The sequence below is a fragment of the Cupriavidus sp. GW821-FHT07C08 genome, from assembly GCF_059419025.1.
Genome location: NZ_JBWKQZ010000004.1, coordinates 1 through 22,430 on the forward strand (window position 1 = coordinate 1; position 22,430 = coordinate 22,430).

At 66.1% G+C, this 22,430-nt stretch carries 15 protein-coding genes; 11 read left to right on the forward strand and 4 right to left on the reverse strand.

Annotated elements, in window-relative coordinates; translation table 11 throughout:
• Positions 1 to 42: 42 nt before the first annotated feature.
• Positions 43 to 1,065, reverse strand: a complete 1,023-nt coding sequence (locus tag AC07UK_RS06995; protein WP_494685489.1) for an AraC family transcriptional regulator — start codon at positions 1,063 to 1,065, stop codon at positions 43 to 45.
• A 201-nt stretch (positions 1,066 to 1,266) separates the two neighbouring features.
• Between AC07UK_RS06995 and AC07UK_RS07000 the strand changes: the two genes are divergently transcribed.
• From AC07UK_RS07000 to AC07UK_RS07010, 3 genes are all read left to right on the forward strand, one after another.
• Positions 1,267 to 2,325, forward strand: coding sequence for a beta-keto acid cleavage family enzyme (locus AC07UK_RS07000; RefSeq protein WP_494685490.1), 1,059 nt, complete (start codon positions 1,267 to 1,269; stop codon positions 2,323 to 2,325).
• Between the two features lie 211 nt (positions 2,326 to 2,536).
• Positions 2,537 to 3,535 (forward strand): Bug family tripartite tricarboxylate transporter substrate binding protein, encoded by a 999-nt coding sequence (locus tag AC07UK_RS07005; RefSeq protein WP_494685491.1) that lies wholly within the window; start codon positions 2,537 to 2,539, stop codon positions 3,533 to 3,535.
• 5 nt (positions 3,536 to 3,540) lie between these two features.
• Complete coding sequence (locus tag AC07UK_RS07010) at positions 3,541 to 3,951, forward strand: carboxymuconolactone decarboxylase family protein (protein WP_494685492.1); 411 nt, start codon at positions 3,541 to 3,543, stop codon at positions 3,949 to 3,951.
• 218 nt (positions 3,952 to 4,169) lie between these two features.
• Here the strand turns inward: AC07UK_RS07010 and AC07UK_RS07015 are convergent, their stop codons facing one another.
• From AC07UK_RS07015 to AC07UK_RS07025, 3 genes are all read right to left on the reverse strand, one after another.
• On the reverse strand, positions 4,170 to 5,147 hold the full coding sequence (locus tag AC07UK_RS07015; RefSeq protein ID WP_494685629.1) for a Bug family tripartite tricarboxylate transporter substrate binding protein: 978 nt from the start codon (positions 5,145 to 5,147) through the stop codon (positions 4,170 to 4,172).
• A gap of 121 nt (positions 5,148 to 5,268) precedes the next feature.
• Entirely contained in the window at positions 5,269 to 6,516 is a 1,248-nt protein-coding gene (locus AC07UK_RS07020) for a CaiB/BaiF CoA transferase family protein (protein ID WP_494685493.1), read from the reverse strand.
• 750 nt (positions 6,517 to 7,266) lie between these two features.
• Positions 7,267 to 7,581, reverse strand: a complete 315-nt coding sequence (locus AC07UK_RS07025; protein ID WP_436223335.1) for a high-potential iron-sulfur protein — start codon at positions 7,579 to 7,581, stop codon at positions 7,267 to 7,269.
• A gap of 396 nt (positions 7,582 to 7,977) precedes the next feature.
• Between AC07UK_RS07025 and AC07UK_RS07030 the strand changes: the two genes are divergently transcribed.
• The 8 genes from AC07UK_RS07030 (at position 7,978) to AC07UK_RS07065 (ending at position 21,981) form a co-directional block, all read left to right on the forward strand.
• A complete protein-coding gene (locus AC07UK_RS07030) occupies positions 7,978 to 9,420 on the forward strand; it encodes a sialidase family protein (RefSeq protein ID WP_494685494.1) in 1,443 nt (480 codons plus the stop codon).
• 490 nt (positions 9,421 to 9,910) lie between these two features.
• Positions 9,911 to 10,366 carry a cellulose biosynthesis protein BcsD gene (gene bcsD, locus AC07UK_RS07035; RefSeq protein ID WP_494685495.1) on the forward strand — a complete coding sequence of 152 codons (456 nt, stop codon included), beginning with the start codon at positions 9,911 to 9,913 and terminating at the stop codon, positions 10,364 to 10,366.
• A 67-nt stretch (positions 10,367 to 10,433) separates the two neighbouring features.
• Complete coding sequence (gene bcsP, locus AC07UK_RS07040) at positions 10,434 to 11,003, forward strand: cellulose biosynthesis protein BcsP (RefSeq protein ID WP_494685496.1); 570 nt, start codon at positions 10,434 to 10,436, stop codon at positions 11,001 to 11,003.
• Complete coding sequence (gene bcsQ / locus AC07UK_RS07045) at positions 11,000 to 11,773, forward strand: cellulose biosynthesis protein BcsQ (RefSeq protein WP_494685497.1); 774 nt, start codon at positions 11,000 to 11,002, stop codon at positions 11,771 to 11,773. Before bcsP ends, bcsQ begins: the two co-directional genes overlap by 4 nt.
• Positions 11,774 to 11,787: 14 nt before the next feature.
• Positions 11,788 to 13,965: a UDP-forming cellulose synthase catalytic subunit gene (bcsA, locus tag AC07UK_RS07050; RefSeq protein WP_494685630.1), complete on the forward strand. Its 2,178-nt coding sequence runs from the start codon at positions 11,788 to 11,790 to the stop codon at positions 13,963 to 13,965.
• An 80-nt stretch (positions 13,966 to 14,045) separates the two neighbouring features.
• The gene (gene bcsB, locus AC07UK_RS07055) at positions 14,046 to 16,382 is read left to right on the forward strand and encodes a cellulose biosynthesis cyclic di-GMP-binding regulatory protein BcsB (protein WP_494685498.1); all 2,337 of its coding nucleotides are present in this window, start codon (positions 14,046 to 14,048) and stop codon (positions 16,380 to 16,382) included.
• Positions 16,379 to 17,599, forward strand: coding sequence for a cellulose synthase complex periplasmic endoglucanase BcsZ (gene bcsZ, locus AC07UK_RS07060; RefSeq protein ID WP_494685499.1), 1,221 nt, complete (start codon positions 16,379 to 16,381; stop codon positions 17,597 to 17,599). The genes bcsB and bcsZ overlap by 4 nt, the downstream gene beginning before the upstream one ends.
• The gene (locus tag AC07UK_RS07065; protein ID WP_494685500.1) at positions 17,593 to 21,981 is read left to right on the forward strand and encodes a cellulose biosynthesis protein BcsC; all 4,389 of its coding nucleotides are present in this window, start codon (positions 17,593 to 17,595) and stop codon (positions 21,979 to 21,981) included. Before bcsZ ends, AC07UK_RS07065 begins: the two co-directional genes overlap by 7 nt.
• The last annotated feature ends 449 nt before the right edge of the window (positions 21,982 to 22,430 follow it).

Below are 22,430 nucleotides of genomic sequence, written 5' to 3' on the forward strand. Positions count from 1 at the left end.
CATCTCTTTCTGCGCTCGTGATTCTTCAAATAACGCTTCTCCTCACGAATCGGAGGACTTAATCAGCATTGCCTTAGTGTTGCGCCACCGCGTCGGCGTCATCCCGAACTGCGCCGTGAACCAACGGACGAACGAGCCATAAGAGGAGTATCCGAGCGACTCGGCAATGCGGCCCAGCGAGAGGCTTCCGTTGTCCATATAGTGGATGACAAGATCGCGCCGCACGCTATTGACCATGTCGGAGAAGACCGCTCCGGTTCTTTCGAGCTGGCGCTGCAGCGTGCGCACGTTCATTCCCACGCCTTGAGCAACTTGCTCGATGGTAGCGCGCCCTATCGGAAGCATCAGATAGATCGCCTTGCGCACCTTGAGCACAACTGACGGCTCGTTAGCCCCCGGCAACCCTTCAAGCAAGCGTTGGGCATGGCGTGCCATGACGGGGTCGGCAATAGGGTTGGGAATCTCCAGGTCGGCAGCTCGGCAAACCAGACCGTTGAACGAGCTTGCGAACTCCAGCTTCCCCCCGAAGATGCGGCGGTGCAGCCGCAGATCAGGTGGGGCGTCATGGGTGAAATGGACACTAAGAGGGTGCCAGGAGGTGCCCAGAAGCGTGCTACACATGCGTGACAGTGTGCCCAGTGCCAGCTCAACTGACTGTATGGATGGGCCGGCGTCATCCGCGACGACGTCCTCCCGGACGAAAACCTTCTTGCCGACCTCCTCGATCCGGATGACCAGGAACTCATTCATCAGGTGCCGAAACTGAATCAACGTTCCGACAGCGTCGCGCAGGGTCCTTTGATGCGTGAGCAAAACGCTGACGACACCGAGATCAGACAGTTGCCACAGATCCGCCATACGCAGCCCGAATGTCGGACATTGCGTGATCCGCGCTGACTCTTCCAGCAAGGTAACGGCACCACTCCCGGAAATCCAGTGGTCCGGGTCCGCAAGCATCGCTCTGCTCAACCGCAATTTCCGTAGCAACGGCTGCGGTTCCAGGCCCAATTGCTGCGCAACCTTGAAGTAGTTCCTGAGCACGCCAGTGCGAATCAATGTGGCCATCGTTTCTCCGTTACCCGGGGAGTAACCCGGATCCGTTCGTTCAGGGGAAACCCGGGTATTCCGAATATTCTGTCATGAAATGAGACATGAGTGTCATGAAATGAGAGAAAGCGACCGCCCCGGGATTACTAGACTAATCCCGGTTCGAGCTCAACAGTTCGTTGCGGCGCCGATAGCTACCCCCCTATAAAGGAGAACGAAATGCAATTTCTGGATGATTCGCTGCACCCGGAGAACATGGACAAGGTCGTGATCACGGTGGCCCCCTACGGTCCGGAGTGGATGCCGGAAGATTTCCCCGAAGACATCCCTGTGACCATGGAAGCGCAAGTCCAGAAGGCCGTCGATTGCTATGAGGCAGGCGCCAGCGTGCTGCACCTGCATGTGCGCGAACCGGATGGCAAGGGCTCCAAGCGCCTGTCCATGTTCAACGAACTGATCGCCGGCGTGCGCAAGGCGGTGCCGGACATGATCATTCAGGTCGGCGGCTCGATTTCGTTTGCACCGGAAGACGATGGCCAGGCTGCCAAGTGGCTGTCGGACGACACCCGACACGCACTGGCCGAACTGGACCCGAAACCGGACCAGGTGACGGTAGCGCTCAACACCATCCAGATGAACATCATGGAGTTGATCTATCCGGAATTCTACGAAGGCACGTCCCTCGCCAATCCGGCTACGTACGATGCCTACCGTGAAATGATCGTTCCGGCAGGCCCGACCTGGGCGGAAGAACACTTGCGCCGCCTGCAGAATGCCGGCATCCAGCCGCACTTTCAGTTGGTTGGCATGCACGCGCTCGAAACGCTGGACCGCATGGTGCGCAAGGGGGTCTACAAGGGCCCGCTGAACCTGACCTGCATCGGCATTGGCGGCGGCCACCATGGACCGCATCCGTACAACCTGTTCGACTTCATCCAACGTGCACCGGATGGCTGCACCGTTACCGCCGAGTCGTTGTTCAAGAACGTACTTCCGTGGAACACGATGGCGTTGGCGATGGGTATGCATGTGCGTTGCGGCATTGAGGACACCCTCATCGATCAGCATGGCAAGCGCTTCACCTCGGTGCAGCAGGTGCAGCAGCTCGTGCGAATCGCCAAGGAGTTGGGCCGCGAGATCGCCGATGGCAAGGAAGCGCGGGAAATCTACCGTATTGGCACCTGGTACGACGATGTCGATGAAACCCTGACCGCCAACGGCATGACCCCGAACCGCAAGCCTGGTGTCAAGAACGTGCCGCTGCGCCGCGCAGCCTGAGTCGACTACGGCACAGACGAGAAGTCGGTCCAGTTGATGTGTGCACTCCAGCCTGGATTGCGACAACTGGATCGATCTGCTTTGTCTTGTTCGCTCCTGCTGACGTCAGTCATGAGGAGCAAGTCTGAGCGCCCCTGCTCATGCCAGACACACCTGTCACTCGCACAGCCACCGCATACGACGCCGTAACAACACATACGCAAAGGGCCAAATGACCTCGAACATCATCCGGCTTGCACGCCGTACCTGCCTTGCAACGCTGTTGTCCGCCCTGCCCCTCTCCAGCGCGCTGGCGGAAGGGGATTGGCCCAATCGCCCCATCCGCATCCTCGTTCCAGCTCCGGCGGGGGGCGCGTCCGACATGATCGCACGTACGATTGCGGAGAGCATGCGCCAGAGCCTCAGACAATCCGTGGTGGTTGAAAACAAGCCCGGCGCGGGCGGCATCATTGCCACGGACGCAATGCTCGGCGCGCCACGCGATGGCTACACATTCGTGCTGTCTCCCAACTCGCTAGTGACGGAGAACCCGTACAGCTACAAGTTCCGCTTCGATCCGTTCAAGGATGTGGTACCGGTCGCTGAAGTGGCCAGCGTGCCGCTGGTGCTGGTCGCCGACCCTCGTCTGCCGGTCACCAATGTCAGCGAGATGGTGGCCTACGTGAAGGCACATCCAGGAAAGGTCTCCTACGCGTCCTACAGCCCGGGTACGCTTTCTCACATCAAAGGCATGCAGTTCAACAAGGCGGCCGGGCTGGACATGGAGCACGTCGGCTACAAGGGCTCGCCCCCTGCGCTCACCGACCTGATGGGCGGCCAGATTCAGTTCATGTTCGACGGCATGGGCACCGCGCTTGCGCTCGTGAAACCCGGCAAGGTCCGTGCGCTGGCGGTGACATCGGCCGAGCGTTCGCCGTTCCTGCCCGATGTGCCGACAATGGCGGAAGCGGGCTATCCAAATCTCAGCCAGATCATGGGCACCAGTGTCTGGTCCACGCCAGACGTGCCGGCTGCCATCCGCAGCAGGCTGCAGCAAGAGCTACTCAAGGCCATCTCATCCCCTTCGGTGAAGAGCCAGCTTGCGGCACTTGGAATGAACCCAGGGAGTCCCACGCAGACGACAGCCGATCTGGAGAAGACGCTCAAGCGGGAGAACGAGCGGACAGGTCAGGCACTACGTGCCATCAACTACAAGCCCTCCTTGAACTGACCGCCATGCACGACGACAAATACACCGGTACAAGCCGCCTGCCAGCCACGCCCATCAGCGACAGCTTGCGCGCGAGCGGCTATTGGAATCCGGAGTGGAACAGCTTTACCGAGCTCGACCCCATCTGGACCGAGAAATTCCTCGACATGGCCATGCATCCGATGACCAAGGGGCTGATAGAGCCAAAGGTCTGGGAGTTCATCTCCATAGCCGTCGATGTATCCTGCACGCACATGTACGGTCCTGGTACGCGGCGCCATATCCGCCGCGCGCTCGAGCTCGGCGCCACCAAGGAAGAGATCGCCGCTGTCCTTCAAGGCGTTAGCGTTCTAGGCTTGCACGCGAACAGCATGGGTGCGCCGATGCTGCTCGAAGAAGTCGCGCGCTTTGACGCGCATTCTCAAAGCAAGAAGTGAATCTCTTCCATCCAAGGCAAAGCATGCCAGTCAGCCTCATGTGCTGACTGGCATGCTTTCGGGTCTTCAGCGTTTTCCAGGAAAGGGTCTCATCTCGTTTGACAGCAACAACACCAGACAAGGCGGCAGGCGCCATGTCTGGCTGCAATAAACACAGCAGTCCGCCCTCGCCAACTGGCACCGGGCTCGCCATTGCAGCGTGCCCGGCTTGCTGACGCTTACTCGACCGCGATGCCTTTGTCGCGGATCACCTTGCCCCACTTGGCATAGTCCTGCTGGATGCGCTGGGCCATCTGTGCCGGCGCCTGGTATTTGGCAATGGCACCGGCCTTCAGCAATTTGTCCTGGACATCCTTGTCGGCCAGGATCTTGCCGACCTCGCCCGAGACGCGGTCCACCACCTCTTTGGGCGTTCCCGGCGGCGCCAGCAGGCCGCCCCAGGACACGGCGTCGTAGCCCTTGAAGCCTTGCTCGGCAATGGTCTTGACGTCGGGCAGCATGCTCACGCGCTGCGGCGAGCCGACCGCGATGGCACGCAGCTTGCCCGCCTGGATGTGCGGCAGCGCGGCGACGAGGTCGGCGTACATGATCGGGACCTGGCCACCGAGGGTGTCGCTGATCGCGGGCACGCCGCCCTTGTAGGGCACGTGCTGCATCTCGAAGCCGCCCATCTGCTTGAGCAGTTCCATGCTCAGGTGGCCGAAGCTGCCCGCGCCGGAGCTGGTGTAGTTGAGCTTGCCCGGCTGTGCCTTGGCCTGTGCGATCAGCTTGGGCAAGTCCGTCACGTTGGGCAGCAGCGTCGGGTTGACCACCACCACGATCGGCAGGTCATAGACGGTGGCGACGGGCGTGAAGTCCCTGGTCGTGTCGTAGCCCGCCTTCTTGTACAGGTGCGGCGCCAGCAGCGTGGGCGTGGCCAGCATCATCAGCGTGTAGCCGTCGGGCGCGCTCTTGGCCACCTGGGCGGCAGCGATGGAACCCGATGCACCGGCGCGGTTCTCCACCACCACCGGTTGCTTGAGGCGCTCGGCCAGCTTCTGGCCGACGATGCGCGACGCCGTATCCGTGGGCCCGCCCGGCGGGAACGGCACGACGAGCTTGATCGGCTTGCTCGGCCAGGATTGCGCGAAAGCGCTGCCGACCAGCAGCGGCACCGCGGCCAGGGCCAGGATGGCACGACGCCGGGAGTGGACCATACGGGTGAAATTTCGAGTACGCACGATTGTTGTTCCAGTTGAATCAGTGCAAGGGAACCCAAGCCCCCCTTGCCGGGCAGGGCTGCGCGGACGTTCATGTGCGTCCGCGCGGCACGAATGCTCAGGCCTGCTGCGGTGTCTCGGGCAGCGTCAGCACGCCGCGGGCCTGCAGTGCCTGCAGCTGGTCATCGCTCATCTGCAGCAGGTTCTGCAGTACCGCCCGCGTGCCCTCGCCCAGCGTCGGCGGCGCGTTGCGGATCGGCAGGCGCTGGCCATCCAGGCGGTAAGGGGGCGCGAACACGTGCGTGCTGCCTGCCACGGGATGGGGCATCTCGCGCAGCAGGCCGCCCTCGCGGGTCCGCTCGCTGGTCAATGCCTCATGCAGTCCCGCCACCTTGCCGCAAGGAATGCCGCAGGCCGTCATGCGCTCCAGCAGCAGGTCGCGCGCAAAGCTGCGGATCAGGCCCGTGATCAGCGGGGTCAAGGTCTCGCGGTTTTTGGCGCGCTCCACATTGGTGGCATAGCGCGGGTCCTCGACGATGTCCGGACGCTCGATGACCTGGCGGCAGAACTTGTCGAACTGGCTGTTGTTGCCCACGGCGATGATCAGCGGGCCATCGGCGGACTCGAACATGCCATAGGGCACGATGGACGGATGGGCATTGCCATAGCGTGCGGGGTCGCGCCCGAGCAGCATGGCGTCCAGGCCGTAATAGCCGGTAACCATCAGCCCGCAGTCGTACAGCGCCATCTCGATCAGCTGGCCCTTGCCCTTGCGCTCGCGGCGGAACAAGGCAGCCAGCACCGCCTGCGCGGCATACATGCCGGTCATCAGGTCCACCACCGCTACGCCGAACTTCAGCGGCGGCGTGTCGGCTTCGCCGTTGAGCGCCATGAGCCCGGCCTCACCCTGGATCACCAGGTCGTAACCGGGACGCTTGGCCTCGGGGCCGCTGGTGTTGTAGCCGGAAACCGCGCAGTAGATCAGCTCGGGCTTGATGGCCTTGAGCTGTTCGTAGCCGAGGCCCAGCTTCTCGGCCCCGCCGGTCTTGAAATTGTGGATGACCACGTCGAACTGCGGCAGCAGGTCGTAGACAATCTGCACGCCTTCCTTGCTCTGCAGATCCAGCGTGATGGACCGCTTGTTGCGGTTCATGCTGTTGTAGTAGGTGGTCTCGGTCTTGCCGATGCGCATGCCCCAGTCGCGCGTGTCGTCGCCGCGGCCGGGGTGTTCCACCTTGACCACCTCAGCGCCGAAATCGGCCAGGACCTGGCCACACAGCGGTCCCGCAAACACACGCGACAGGTCGAGTACGCGCACGCCCTCAAGCGGGAAGTCGATGCCTTGGGATTGGTCAGGCGTCTGCATTGTTTGTCTCCATGGGCTGTTTCGAGGCACGAGCCGTCTGTGAATAATCGAAGCTTATGTCGGGCTGGCGTCACGCGAAGCCGGCAGGGCTGCCGCAGCGCAGCGCCCTGGATGCGGTGCCGGAATCGCGAATGTCGGTGCCGGCGATGAAGACTGCAGTGCATCGCCGACGACGCTGCGACAGAAGGAAGCGGAAGCTTCCTCGGACGTGGGCTGGTCCCCATCGCGGTCAGCCTAGCATTCTTGCTTGGAAAACACCGCTATACAATCCCGATTCAAATTGACAAAATGTTCAATAAAATTTGACAGTGAATCGGGCCCGCTGAGGCGCCCTCCGTCGGCGACCTTGACTCGAAGTTGTGCTTACTTGAGCAAGAAGGCGGTTCGGATTGCACCGTCCTCTCCTCCGCAGGTCAGGGCTGGCTCTTGGGGGCCGACGCTGGGTGGCTACGCGTGGCCGCTGCCGAAGCGCCTTGGCCGCCTGCACGCCCCATAGTACGGTCGACGTCGCCGTGAGCTGCGCTCTTGTCCTTCTTGGCGCTCTCGCCGGAGGCACCGCTGGCGGCCTGCCCAGACGGCTCCGCGCGCCTGCCAGTGTCAGTCCCCGGGGTTGGAGGGGAGCCGTAGCGGCCGCCCTGGGCCCAAGCCGCAACAGCCGTAAGCAAAAGGGCGGCGAGGAAGGCTAGCTTTTTCATTGCTGTCTCCGTTCATGTGAGATAGCGCGCTAAGAGATAGAGGCGTATTGGATTCTCAAACCTTTTTCACGTAAGAGTTGCACCAACCGTTTGCTGCGACCTGCTTATTACCGAAAATGGGACAGGGTCCCCACGCGTCGCCGGCTTTTCCTTGAAACAATTGGCAGTTGCTGCACTTCTGGCTTGCCTCGTGCTTCGGAAATTTGGCCTTATCGACCTTCGTTGTTTCGTGCTTGTATCCTAGTGAGACGGCTTGTGGATCCTTCTCGTCAAGCTTGCCCGCTTGTGCATTTGCCGGGGACTCGATGCCACCCACTGCGGCCGCAACAACGCCCGATATACCCTTCAAAAATGTTCGTCGAGTAGTCATCGCAGCACCTCCAGTCAAGACATCGTTGGTCAGCTTGTATTCGCCTCCCATCCTTTCACGCTAGACGTTCGAGCGGCAAACACAAGCCATGAGGCACGCTTTGCTTCGAACCGAAAAGTGCAGCGCAAGCCGCTGCCACCGGCATGACCCAGCGTTGCCCCCTGGGGACAGCGCCGCGGCGGCAAACTGCATTGCATGAACGCCGGGCCGCGCGGGTGGCATCCGCTCCATCCCTTGCCATCGCCCTGCCCCAGCCGAAACATGGTTCAGGAAAGCACCGCTTGTAAGCCGGAGGTTAAAAAGCCAGGTCTCATACAGACTTAACAATTCGTCATCTTGCCAACGAGACAAGTTGCCTAAGCTGAGGCGAGCCGTCTGCAATTGGAGGAGGTCCTCATGCATTGCAATCACAAGCTTATCCCGTTGCTAGCCGGAACCGCGCTCTGCGCAGCCTTGACGGTCAGCCACCCCAGCCAGGCGGCCACGCTGGTTTCCGGCCCCAGCCCATTTGCCGGATGCACCGTTGGCGGCGGCACCGGCATCAATTATTTGAATGCAGAGGTCGAACCTTATCTGGCCATCAATCCCGCCAACCCCACCAATTTCATTGGCGTGTGGCAGCAGGACCGCTGGTCGGATGGCGGCGCACGTGGTCTGGTTGCCGGTTCCTCCTTCGATGGCGGCAAGACCTGGACGCAGACGGCCCTGCCGTTCAGTGCCTGCGCCGGCGGGCTCGGTTACGAGCGCGCCTCCGACCCGTGGGTGTCGATCGGGCCCGACGGCACCGCCTATGCGATCTCGATTTCGTTCAACCGCTCCAACAACAGCAACGCGGTCGGCGCCGCGGTCTCGCGCGATGGCGGCAAGAGTTGGCAAAACCTAAGTGTCATCATTGCGGATAACGAACCCTCTTCGCAGTTCTTCAACGACAAGGAATCGGTGACGGCCAATCCGGTCACCCCTGGCGTTGCCTACGCCGTATGGGACCGTCTCGAGCAGCCGAATGCCAATCCGTATGCCAATTTGCACACCGCCGCCTTCCGCGGACCCGCGCTGTTCTCCAAGACTGTCGACGGCGGCCTGACCTGGAGCCCGCCGAAAGTGATCGTGAACACCCCGTCGCGGCAGCAGACCATTGGAAACCAGATCGTGGTCAACTCGCAGACCGGCACGCTCTACAACTTCTTCAACCTCATCAGGCCGCCCTTCAATATCACCGCGTCCAAGCTCGCGTTCGTCATGTCGACCGACGATGGCGCCACCTGGAGCAAGCCTGACGTCATCGCCGACATGCGCACGGTGGGGGTGACGGATCCCAATACCGGCGAAGCAGTGCGCACCGGGGACATCATTCCCGAGCCCGCCATCGACCCGGCAACCGGGCAACTCTACGTGGTGTGGCAGGATTCGCGCTTCAATGGCGGGCTGTACGATGAGATCGCCATGTCGACATCACGCGACGGCGGCCAAACCTGGAGCACTCCGATTCGCGTCAATACGCCTACCGGACGTCCCGCATTCACGCCGTCCGTGCGAGTCAATTCTGCCGGAATCGTTGCTGTTACCTACTACGATTTCCGCAACCTGGCCACCGGCAACACCACCACGCTGCCGACGGACTACTGGCTCACCACCTCGGGCAACGGGGGCGCTTCGTTCGGCGGCGAAGTCCATCTGGCCGGTCCCTTCGATATGAAGACGGCGCCGGCGGCATCGGGCTTCTTTGTCGGCGACTATGAAGGGTTGGCGACAATGGGAAATGCCTTTGTGCCCTTCTTTGTCCAGGCGAACTCAGGCAATACGGCGAATCGCACAGATGTGTTCGTGGTGGCTCCGTAACAGTAACCTGCATCATCGCTGCCTGCCTCTCCTGGCCGACGCCAGGTGAGGAGGAGGCGTGGTTGCAACGATGCCTAGAAAGCCGGCGCTGTCAACTTGCTGGTAGTGAGCCGAATCTGAGGCAGGCTGGTACCACTGCACAGAAATCAGGGGCGCGAAGTACGGCCCCCCATTTCTTCGAAGTACTCGCGCCCCTTCACGATGCACTGCTGCTTGGCATCTTTAGATTCTTGTACGCCCTTCTGCCGTCCTATTTCCCGTCAATCCATTGAAAGCTGTGCTTGGGCCTGCTGGCGGATCCCCCATGCTTGCGAATTGCGTTTCCCCGCTTTAGCAGGGGGAGGCTTCCCACCGTGGAGGGAAGCTGTCAGGCTCGCCAATTGCGGCCCACGCAATGCGGATTTGCGAACGCCGGAGCCGCCAATGGGCTTGCGCGCCTTAGCACGGGTGCGGCTGCGCCGGGTATTTATAGGACAGGATTTTTTTAGGGATGAATCAAGCGATCTTGCAATATCTGACCGAGCGCCACTGCTCCTCGCAATGGCGTGACGTGCTGACGGCATTGGCCGAGGAACTCTCGGGGGTGATGGACCCGCCCAGCCTGCGCGCCTTCATGTGGCGCGTTGGCGTGCGGTTTGCCCAGCGGTTTGATCCGGGCAACTGCGCCACGCTGGCCGAACTCGAGCGGGCGCTTGCGCAGATCTGGCTGGACGTGGACTGGGGATGGGCCAGCATCGAGGATGCTGGCGGCGCGCTGGTGATCCGGCATTACTGCGCGCCGCTGCAGGCAGCGCTCGGCGAGTCATCCGGCAGCTGGTCGCCGGCATTCCTGGAAGGGGCCTACCAGCACTGGTTTCGCATGCTGGGTTCGTCCGACACCCTGAAGGTCAGCCAAAGTTCGCCGATCGATGCTACCGGGTGCCTGGAATTCCGGTTTGGCCGTTGAGGCGATGCGGGCCCGCCCTGCCAGGCCGCCCCTCCAGCAACAGCACTCCTCTCCGTGAGTCAGAACCATGAGCCAGTTAGACGACCTGTCCCAGCTGTTCCAGCGCTTTGGCGGCAAGACGGAAACCTATAAAGAGATCGTGCGCGAGGACGCCGCGGCGCAAGCGCGCGAGCGTTGGCCGCTGTTGTCGGCGGTGCGGGTAGACGCCGCCGGCCTCGTGCCGCCAGTCCATGCCACCGCACAGCCTGCGGCGGCACCCGTTTCGCCCGTCGAGCCGCCGGCCATGACGGCCGCAGTAAGGCCGATGGCAAAACCGGTCATGGCGCCCGCGATGGCGCCGCGCTTCCGCACGCCCGAAGGCATGCCGCCCGCTTCAGGGCCGGCACCTGGCCTCGCATCCGGTCTCACGCCTGCTGCCGAGCCTGCGGCAGCCTCCAGTCCGGCCGCCATCTGGACGCCCACACCCCAGCCCGCCGAGCCGGAGCGGGCAAGCCCGATCCAGCCTGCCCAGCCGGTCGCGGCCGGCACCGAACTGTCGCGCGTATTCGGGCGGCTCGAAGGCCGCCCGCAGCCGGCTCCGGCCAGCGAGCGGGTGCCCGCCCGCCGTTCCTTCCTCGATCGGCTGAATCGCTCGTGAAAATCATTGCTGTTGTCTCGGCCAAGGGCGGTGTGGGCAAGACCACGCTGTCGGCCAACCTCGCCGAAGCCCTGGCCATTGCCGGCGAGCACGTCCTCGCCGTCGACCTTGACCCGCAGAATGCACTGCGCCTGCATTTCGGCATGCCGCCGCACGAGGTGTCGGGCCACGCGCGCGCCACGCTGGCAGGCGAGGCCTGGCAGCAGAGCATGTACCGCGGCCGCTCGCGCGTGGTGCTGATGCCGTTCGGCGCGCTCAACGAAGCGGACCGCTCCGCCTTCGAGGCCCATCTCATCACCCATCCTGGCTGGCTGCGCACGCAGCTCGGCACGCTGGGCCTGGGGCGCGACGACGTGGTGGTCATCGATACGCCGCCGGGCCCTTCGCCCTACATGCGGCAGGCGCTGTCGTGCGCGCAGCTTTGCGTGATGGTCTCGCTGCCGGACGCCGCTTCGTACGCCACCATGCCCCTGATGGAAGACCTGATCCGCAACTATTGCGAAGGCCGTCCCGATTACCTTGGCCATGTGCTGGTCATCAACCAGGTGGACGTGAGCCGCCAGCTCGGCAAGGACGTGGTGCAAGTGCTGCGCGCCCAGCTCGGCGAGCGCGTGCTGGGGGTGATCCACCAGGACCAGGCCGTGGCCGAGGCGCTGGCCTACGACCGCAGCGTGCTCGAGTACAACCCCCATAGCCAGGCCACGCACGACCTGCAGCGCTGCGCCGCGTGGCTGCGCCGCGTCATGGCGGCCCATGGAGAAGCCGCGTGAAGCCAGACCAGTCCATGCGCTCGCCCAACGCGTTGTCGGCGGCCTTGCAGCGGTTCGGCAATGGCTTCGTGGAACTGCCGCTGTGGAACAGCAGGCCGGTAAGCGTCCTGGCGCTGGTGCTGTCGCTGTGCATGTTTGCGCTGGTGGTTACGGTGCCGCTGGAATTCTGGCAGCAAGCCGGCTTTGTCACGGCCTGCATCGTGCTGGCCATGTGGCTGAACCGGGTCAAGGGCCATCTCGCCACCCTGATGATGGTGGTGCTGTCGGTCGCGGTGTCCAGCCGCTATATGTACTGGCGGCTGACGGAGACGATAAGCCTGGGCAACTGGGTCGACGCGGCGTTCGGCATCGGCCTGGTGCTGGCCGAGCTGTATGCCTTCGTGGTCCTCCTGCTAGGCTACTTCCAGACGGCCTGGCCGCTGAAGCGCCGGCCGGTGCCGATGCCCGCGGACAGCGCCACCTGGCCCACCGTCGACATCTTCATCCCCACCTACAACGAGCCGCTGTCGGTGGTGAAGCCCACGGTGTTCGCCGCCATGTCGATGGACTGGCCGCGCGACAAGATCAACGTCTACGTGCTCGACGATGGCCGCCGCGAGGAGTTCCGCGCGTTCTGCGAGAAGGTGGGCGTCACCCACGTGACGCGCAACCACAACCGCCACGCCAAGGCCGGCAATATCAACGAGGCGCTCAAGAACACCCACGGCGAGTACGTGGCGATCTTCGACTGCGACCACATTCCCACGCGCTCCTTCCTGCAGATCTGCATGGGCTGGTTCATCAAGGACCGCAAGCTGGCCATGCTGCAGACGCCGCACTATTTCTTCTCGCCCGATCCGTTCGAGAAAAACCTGCGCACTTTCCAGGAGGTGCCCAACGAGGGCGAGCTGTTCTACGGCCTGGTGCAGGACGGCAACGACCTGTGGGACGCCACCTTCTTCTGCGGCTCGTGCGCCATCATCCGCCGCGCGCCGCTGCTCGAGGTGGGCGGCATTGCGGTGGAGACCGTGACCGAGGACGCCCACACCGCGCTCAAGCTGCACCGCAAGGGCTACGGCACGGCCTACCTGGCGATTCCGCAGGCGGCGGGGCTGGCCACCGAAAGCCTGTCCGGCCACGTCGGCCAGCGCATCCGCTGGGCGCGCGGCATGGCGCAGATCTGCCGGGTGGACAACCCTTTGCTAGGCCCGGGCCTGTCGCTGCCGCAGCGGCTGTGCTACCTCAACGCCATGCTGCACTTCTTCTACGGGCTGCCGCGGCTGGTGTTCCTGACCGCGCCGCTGGCCTACCTGCTGTTCGGCGCGCACGTGATCCAGGCTTCGGCGCTGACCATCGCCATCTTCGCGCTGCCGCACATGCTGCACGCGAACATGACCAACTCGCGCATCCAGGGCAAGTTCCGCCATTCCTTCTGGAACGAGGTCTACGAATCGGTGCTGGCGTGGTACATCATGCGCCCGGTGCTGGTGGCCTTCGTCAACCCGGCGGCCGGCAAATTCAACGTGACGCCCAAGGGCGGCGTGATCGAGGAAGCGTACTTCGACTGGGTCATCTCGCGCCCCTACCTGGTGCTGCTGCTGTTCAACCTGCTGGGCGTGGTGGTGGGCCTGCTGCGGCTGTTCGTGTGGCACCAGGAGGCCACCACGGTGGTGCTCAACCTGGCCTGGACCTTCTACAACCTCATCATCCTGGGCGCGTCCATTGCCGCGGCCAGCGAGACGCGCCAGATCCGCGAGGCCCACCGCGTGGCGATGAAGCTGCCGGCCACGCTGCATTTCGGCGACGGCCGCGCCGTGGTCTGCGAAACCATGGACTTTGCCGAAGGCGGCATCGGCATCCGGCTCCCGCACGGCGTCGAGGCCCAGGTGGGCGAGCCAGTGCAGATCTCGCTGTACCTGCAACACGACGAGCACATGTTCCCCGCCAGGGTGGTGTTCCAGGGCGAGTCGCACACCGGACTGGTGCTGGCGGAGATGAGCCCGCGCGAGGAGATGGCCTTCATCCAGTGCACCTTCGCCCGCGCCGACGCCTGGATCGATTCGTGGGGCCGCAAGCGCCCGGACGCGCCCGGCATGGCGGCCGGCCAGATCCTGCGCATCGGCCTGCTCGGCTTCCATAACGTGATGTTCCACCTGAGCCGCGAGATGCGCCGGCTGCTGCGCCGGCCCGAGCCCGGCGCTTCCGCCAATTGACCAGCCAGAGCCGTCACGCGCCGCGCCCCCGTCGGGGCTGCGGCGCACCACACGCAACGGACCACTGGCACAAGAAGAGAATGCGTTTGAACCAGACACCACGCCTGCCCGCACTCACCCGCATGGGTACCCTGTTCGCGCTCGCCATGCTGGCGGTGCACCCCGCTGGCGCACAGCGCCCCGCCCAGCCCGATATCTTGCGCGACACGGTTGCCGCGCAGGCTGCCGGTGCCGGTGCCGGTCTTGCGGCCGCACCCGCCGCGCCGCGCAGCGGCAGCCGAACCGTGCAAATCCCCCTCAAGCAACTCGGCGCCGACGCCCCGTTCCAGTTGCGCGGGGTGGACGCCATCAACGGCGTGCCGTTCTCGATCCGGGCCGACGAAGTGGTGACCGCGGCCAGGCTCAAGCTGCGCTATACGTACTCGCCCGCGCTGATCCCGTCGCTGTCGCACATCAACGTCATGGTCAACGGCGAGGTCGCTGCCACCGTGCCGGTGCCCAGGGAAACCGCGGGCACCAGCCTGGAGCGCGACCTCACCATCTCGCCGCGCCTGATCACCGAGTTCAACCGGCTCAACCTGCAGCTGATCGGCCACTACACCACTGAGTGCGAGGACCCCTTCCACTCCAGCCTGTGGGCCACCGTGGGCAACAGCAGCGTGCTGGAGCTGACGCTCGCGCCAGTGGCGCTTGCCAATGAGCTCTCGCTTTTGCCGCTGCCATTCTTCGACCGCCGCGACGTGGGCCGCCTCAGGCTGCCCTTCGTGTTCGCGGGCCAGCCCTCGGCCGCCACGCTGGAAGCCGCCGGCGCGGTGTCGTCGTGGTTCGGTGCGCTGGCCGGCTATCGCGGGGCGTCGTTTGCCGCCTCCCTCAATCAGGTGCCCGCCAGCGGCAACGCAGTGGTGTTTGTCACCAACGATGAAAAGCCGGCCGGCGTGGCGGTGCCGGCCATCAACGGCCCGGCGCTCGCGGTGGTGCCCAATCCCGGCGATGCCAACGCCAAGTTGCTGCTGGTGATGGGCCGCGACAGCGCCGAGCTCAAGACCGCCGCGCGCGCACTTACGCTGGGCGCGCGCGCTCTCTCCGGCCAGAGCGCCACCATCAGCAGGCTTGACGAGGGCGCGCCGCGCGTGCCCTATGACGCGCCCAACTGGATCCGCAGCGACCGCCCGGTTCGTTTCGGTGAACTCGTCGAGGTGCGCGACCTCAACGTCTCGGGCTACAGCCCCGACCTGGTGCGCGTGAACTTCCGCCTGCCGCCGGACTTGTTCGGCTGGCGCAGCAAGGGCATCCCGATCGAATTGAAGTACCGCTACACACCGCGCCCGGCGCTGGACAAGTCCACGCTCAACATCAACGTCAACCAGCAGTTCCTGCGCGCCTACGCCCTGCGCCCGGTCAAGAACCCGGACGGCCGCGCCAGCCAGCTGCTGGCCAAAGTGTTTGCGGACGGCTCGGTGCCGGTGGATGAACGTATCGAGCTGCCACTGTTCATGCTGCCCGCGCAGTCGCAGCTGCAGTTCCATTTCTACTACGACTATCTCAAGCAGGGCGCCTGCAAGGACGTGCTGATCGACAACGTCAAGGGCGCCATCGATCCCGACTCCACCATCGACGTCTCCGGCCTGTCGCACTTTATCGCGCTGCCGGACCTGGCGGTGTTCGGCAACAGCGGCTTCCCCTTCACGCGCCTGGCCGACCTTGCCGAGACCGCGGTGATCCTTCCGGACAAGCCCGGCGCCGAGGACTACTCCGCCTATCTCACGCTGATGGGCCGCATGGGCGAATCCACCGGCTACCCCGCCACCGGCGTGGCGGTGGCCGGCGCGGCCCAGGTCGGGAAGATGGCCGCGCGCGACCTGCTGGTGATCGGCACCACGCAGAACCAGCCGCTGTTCAGCCAGTGGGCCGAGCGCATGCCGGTCTCGCTGGCGGGCAATGAAAAACACTTTGCGCTGACCGACATCGTCTCCACCGTGACGGGCTGGTGGAACGGAGCCGACGGCACGCGCAACCGTCCCGTGGAGACGCGCCTGTCGCTCACCAGCGCCAGCACGGACGCCGTGCTCAGCGGCTTCGAGTCGCCGCTGGCGTCCGGGCGCAGCGTGGTGGCGCTGGCCAGCAATGCGCCCCAGGGCCTGCAGGCGATGACCGAGGTGCTGCTTGATCCCGAGCAGGTGAAGCGCGTGCAGGGCAGCCTGGCGCTGGTGCACGGCAAGGAGGTCGAGAGCCTGGCGGCGCAGCAGAACTACCATGTGGGCAAGCTGCCGCCGTGGACCTATGCGCAGTGGTGGCTGTCGCGGCGGTCGCTGACCATGGTGCCGATGATCGGCGGCGCCGCGCTGCTGCTGGCGGCCTTGCTGTTCGTCTCGTTGCGCGCGCGTGCTAACCGGCGCAAGCGGGGAGAACCCACGTGAACGTCAACCAGCCGCGCCGCCGCTGGCTGGCGCGCCTGCCGGGGCTTGGCGCGATGGCCCGGCTAGCACCGCTGGCCGCCCTGCCGGCGCTGGGAGGCTGGCCGACGCTGGCGGGCGCCGCTGCGCCCTCCTCCTGCCCCTGGCCGCTGTACCAGCACTTCCTGTCGTCGTTCGTGCAGGCCGACGGCCGCGTGCTGGACCCGTCCACGCGCGAGCAGCACAGCACCTCCGAGGGCCAGTCCTACGGCATGGTGTTCGCGCTGATCGCCAATGACCGCACAACCTTCGACCGCCTCTGGCAATGGAGCATCGCCAACCTCGGCGCGGGCAGCCTGCAGGACAAGCTGCCGGCCTGGCAATGGGGCCATCGCACCGACGGTTCGTGGGGCGTGATCGACGCCAACTCTGCCTCGGACGCCGATCTGTGGTTTGCCTTCGCGCTGCTCGAGGCGGCCCGCGTGTGGCGCCAGCCGCGCTATGCCGGGCAGGCACGCGCACTGCTGAAGCTAGTCGCGCGCGAGGAAGTGGTGTCGCTGCCGGGCTTCGGTGCCATGTTGCTGCCGGGGCCGCAGGGCTTTGCTGAAGGCAAGGAAGACGGCGCGCGCCAGTGGCGCCTCAACGCCAGCTACCTGCCGGTGCCGTTGCTGCGCCGGCTGGCCGGCGGCGATCCGTCCGGGCCGTGGGGCACGCTTGCCACGCAGGCCGGGCGCCTGGTCGAGGCAGTGGCGAGACAGGGCATCGTGCCGGACTGGTCGGCATATCGCACCGACCAGGGCGGCACGGGTTTCCTTACCGACCCCGTCAACGGCGACGTGAGCAGCTATGACGCGATCCGGGTCTACCTATGGGCCGGCATGACGCCGCGTGGCGATGCCGCCGGGCGTGTGCTGATGAAGGTGCTGGCGCCGCAGGCGCAGCGCATGGTGGGGCGCGCCACCCCGCCCGAGCGCATGCGCGCCGGCAGCGGCGCGCTCGAGGGCGAAGGTCCGGCCGGCTTCTCCGCCGCGCTGGTGCCCTTCCTGCAGGCGGCCGGATCGCCGGCCGCCGCGGCGCAGCGCGCGCGCGCCGAGGCGATGCTCGGCGCGGCAGCCGCGGGCAAGCCCGCCGCCACGTATTACGACACCGTATTGGGACTATTCGGCCTCGGCTTTGCCGAAGGCCGCTACCGGTTCGCCCCTTCGGGGCAACTCGAGCTGGAGTGGGGGAAAGCATGCTGATCCGCAAGCGCCCGGCCATGAACGGACGCGCGACCATTTCCGTGCGGGCGCCACGCGCCCGGCAACTGCGCGCGAAAACGCTCGTGCTGAGCCTGCTGACCGCGTTCAGCGCAGCCGCCGCCGCCCAGGAGGACCCGGTCAAGCTGCTGGTGGACCAGGGCAAATACTGGCAGCAACGTGGCCGCAGCGACCGCGCCGCCGAAGCGTGGCAGAAAATCCTTCGCCTCAATCCCAACCAGCCCGAGGCGCTGTACGGCATGGGCGTGGCCGAGGCCGAGTCGGGGCGGGCCGATGCGGCGCGCACCTACCTCGAGCGGCTGAAGCAGGCCCAGCCCGGCTCGCCGCTGGTGGCGCGGCTGACGCAGCTCATCGCCAGCGGCGGCACCGGCCAGCAGCTCGAGCAGGCGCGCCAGCTCGCGCGCAGCGGCCAGAGCGAGGAAGCGGTCAAGCGCTACCAGCAGGCCGCCGGCGGCGCCGCGCCGCAGGGCAACCTCGCGCTCGAGTATTACCAGACCCTGGGCGGCACCGCGCAAGGCTGGGAAGAGGCCCGCAAGGGCCTGGAGCAGCTCGCGCGCGCCAATCCGTCCGACCACCGCGCCCAGCTCGCCCTGGCCCAGCACCTGACCTACCGCGAATCCACCCGGCGCGAAGGCATCCGCGGGCTTGAAGCGCTCAGCAAGAGCCCCGACGTGGCGGGTCAGGCGCGCGAGAGCTGGCGCCGCGCGCTGACCTGGCTGGGAGGGCGCCCGGCCGATGCGCCGCTGTACCAGGCGTGGCTGGCCAGCCATCCCGACGATGCCATCATCCGCGCGAAGCTCGACGCGGTCAGGATCCAGCCGCCGCCACAGCAGGATGGCGCGCGCGTGGCCGGCGCCAGCGTGAGCCCGGTGCGCCAGCTTGTGCAGCAGGGCTTCGACGCCCTCGACGCGGGCAATCTCGAACGCGCCGGCGAGCGCTTCCAGAGCGCGCTGGCGCAGCACGCCGACGATGCCGACGCGCTCGGCGGCATGGGCGTGCTGCGGCTCAAGCAGGAGAAGTTCGCCGAGGCGGTGGACTATTTCGAGCAGGCCACCAGGCGCGGCGCGGGCGGCCGCTACCGTGCAGCGCAGAACAGCGCCACCTACTGGTTGCTGTCCGAGCAGGCCAGCGCAGCGCGCAACACCGGCAACCGCGCCGAAGCGCGCCGCCTGCTCGAACGTGCCATCAAGCTGGACGCGCGCGAGCCCTCCGCTCAGGTCGCCCTGGCCGACCTGATGGCCGAGGAAGGCCAGTACGCGCAGGCCGAGGCCGCCTACCGCCGCGTGCTCAAAAAGCATCCGGACAATCCCGACGCCACGCGAGGGCTGGTGGGCGTGCTGTCGGCGCAGAACAAGAGTGCCGAAGCGCTGGCCATGGTGCAGAACCTCACGCCAGCCCAGCAGGAGAAGGTCGGCTCGCTCGGCAAGCTGCGCGCCGACGAAGCGCGTGCCCAGGCGCGTGCCGCCCTGAAGCGTGGCGACACCGCCGGCGCGCGCCGCGCGCTCGAAGACGCCATGGCGGCCGATCCCACCAACCCGTGGGTACGCCTGGACGCGGCGCGCGCCTTTGCCTCGGTGGGCCAGAAAGAGCAGGCGCGCGGCATCATGGACGGCCTGCTGCTGTCCAACCCCGACATGCCGGACGCACTCTACGCCAGCGCCCTGTTGTCGGCCGAGACCGGCGACTGGCAAGGCGGGCTCGATGCGCTCGAACGGATCCCGCCGCAGAACCGCACGCGCGACATGGGCACACTGCAGCGTCGCCTGTGGGTGCACGCCGAGGCCGCGCGCGCCGCCGAGCTGGCCGCCGCCGGCCAGCAGCGCGCCGCGCTGGCCGTGCTGCAGGAGGCCGAGCGCTATGCCCAGCAGGATGCCGACCAGCTTGGCGCGCTGACACTGGCCTACGCCGATGCCGGCGACGAGGTGCGCGCGCTGTCGCTGATGCGCAGCGTGATGAGCCGCACACCGCGCGCGGACGTCGGCATGCAGCTGCAGTACGCCGCCATCCTGCTCAAGACCAGGCAGGACGTAGAGCTGGCCGGCGTGCTGCGCCAGCTGGCGGGCGCCAGCATGAGCCAGCCCCAGCGACGCGACTACGACGACGTGCGCGTGGCCTATATCGTGCGCCAGGCCGATGCGCTGACCGAAGCCGGCGACCTGGTCGCGGCCTACGACACGTTGGCCCCGGCACTGTCCGAGCGCCCCGGCAACGGCGCCGTGCGCGCGAGCCTGGCGCGCATGTACGCGCAGGCCGGCGAGAACAAGAAGGCGCTCGCGCTGTATGAAAGCGTGCTGGAGAAAGACCCGCGCAACCTGGACCTGATGCTGGCCGCAATCGGTACCGCCGCCGCCGCCAAGGAGTTCAGCTGGGCCGAAGGCACCTTGCAGATGGCGCTGGCGCAGGCGCCCAGGTCGCCCAAAGTGCTGACCGCCGCCGGCCGCCTCTACCGCGCGCAGGGCAAGACGTCGCGCGCGGCCGACTATTTCCGCGCCGCGGTAGCGGCCGAGAACGCCGCCGGCGCCGCGCCCGGCGCCCACCCCGACGCCTCTGGCTTCGACCGCGTCCCTGCGAACCCCTTTGTCGGCCTGCCGGGCCAACGCGGTAGCTCGCAACTGCCGCCCCCAGGCTCGCCGGCACCTTACGTGGCCGTGCCGGCGCCGACCGCAGCAGCGGCCCTGCCCCCGCCGGTGATGATGCATACCAGCGCGCGGGCCTACAGCCAGCCATATATCCCCGCGCCGCTCGGCACGGCGCCGGCCACGGGAGCATTGGCCATCCAGCCGCAGGCCTCCTACCCGCAGCCGGCCAGCGCATCGCCGCGCGCGCCGGCCGCCAGCAGCGCCACGCGCGGCAAGACCACGAAGGTCGTGGCTGCTGCGCCTGCCTATCCTGCCGCGCAGGCGCAGCAGCAGGCCGCGCAGTATCCGGCGCCGTTTCCGAATGCGGCGCCGTACCAGGTGCCACCATACCCGGCAGCGCAATACCCCGCTGCCCAGACAGTGGCCGCAGCCGACGGCTACGGCGCCGCATCCGCCGTGCCCGCCCGCCAGCCGCTCGGCGCCCAGTCGCGCGCGCCGTGGTTGGCCGACACCGATTCGCAGGCCAACCCGACCGGCCCCAGGACAGCCCGGCAGGAGCTTCAGGAAATCGAGTCCCAGCGCACCGCCACGCTCGCGGGCGGCCCCATGCTGCGTGGGCGCAACGGCGATTCCGGCATGAGCCAGCTCACCGAGCTGCAGGTCACGGCCGAGGCCAAGATGGCGGCGGGCAACGGCAAGCTGGTGGCACGCGTGACGCCGGTGGCGCTGGATGCCGGTTCGGTCGGCGGCGATTTCAACAACGCCTCGCGCTTTGGCGGCGGTCCGCTGGCTTATGGCGTGAACGGCGCGGCGGTCAACCTGAACGGCAGCCCGCTGAAATCCACCTCGGCGGGCACGCAGAACGCCTTCGGGGTGGCGCTCGGCGTGGCCTACGAATCCGACCGTTTCAATGCCGACCTGGGCAGCACGCCGCTGGGATTCCGCTACACCGATGTCAACGCCGGTGCGCGCCTGAACCTGCCGCTGACCCAGCGCACCACGCTGTCGCTAGGCGCTTCGCGCCGGCCAGTGACGGACAGCCTGCTGTCCTATGCAGGCGTGCGCGACGAGCGCACGGGCCAGCAATGGGGCGGCGTGATGAACAGCAGCGCGCGTGCGGACGTGGGCTGGGACGACGGACTCTTCGGCATCTACGGCTACGGCGGCTATGGCCTGCTGACCGGCCACGACGTCAAGCGCAACACACGCTGGGAAGGCGGCGGCGGCTTCTACCTGCGCGTGATCGACACCCCGGACCAGCGCCTGATGAGCGGCGTGAACTTTACCTCGATGGGGTACGCGGAGAACCTGCGCTACTTCACCTTTGGCCAGGGCGGGTACTTCAGCCCGCAGACCTACTTCGCGGTAACAGTGCCGATCTCGCTGTCGGGCCGCACCGGGCGGCTGGCCTACAACGTGCGCGGCGCGCTTGGCGTACAGGCGTTCAGCGAGGATGACTCCAACTACTTCCCGACCGACGCGGCGGCCCAGTCGGCGGCCAATGCCGCGGTGGCCACGGCCAACGGCAAGGGCCTGGCCAACGCGACCAGCGCAGTCTACCCGGGCCAGTCCAAGACCGGCCTGGCCTACAACCTGATCGGCTCGATCGAATACCAGGCGGCGCAGCAACTCTATGTGGGCGGCCTGGTGGGCATCGACAACGCGCGCGACTATCGCCAATGGTATGCCGGCGTCTACGTGCGTTATGCGCTGCAGCGCCAGACCGGACTGATCACGTTCCCGCCGGTGCCGCCGCAATCCGCGGTGGGCCCGCTGCCGTTCTGATTGCGCCGCGCGGCCGGCGCGGCGTCAATGATCGGAAAGCAGCCGCAGCCGGACAGACGGCTGCGGCGGGTGCTCAGGCCTCGGGATGGCGGCGTTGGGGAGCCATTCGAGTCCGGGGCAATCGCCTGGAATCCCCTACTTCGAAGGGATCGGCATAGCCGACGAGTCGGTAGAATCAGGTTGCAGCGCACAATAAACCCTTGCGGCTCGAGCGTGGGCCGCTCAAGACAAGGCCTGCGCACCCATTCATGAGCGGAGCCTGCAAATGAAATTTCCATCCCTCTTGATACTCGTGCTGGTTGCCGGGGGCGCCCATGCCGGCCAGCATCTTGGTGTGGCCAGCCACGGCCAGACTGGTGGCACGCAGTACGGCGGTGCCAGCTACGGCTCTGGCCAAATACAAAGCTACTCCGCGGGTGGCGTGAACGCCGATATTGGGAGGCGCTATA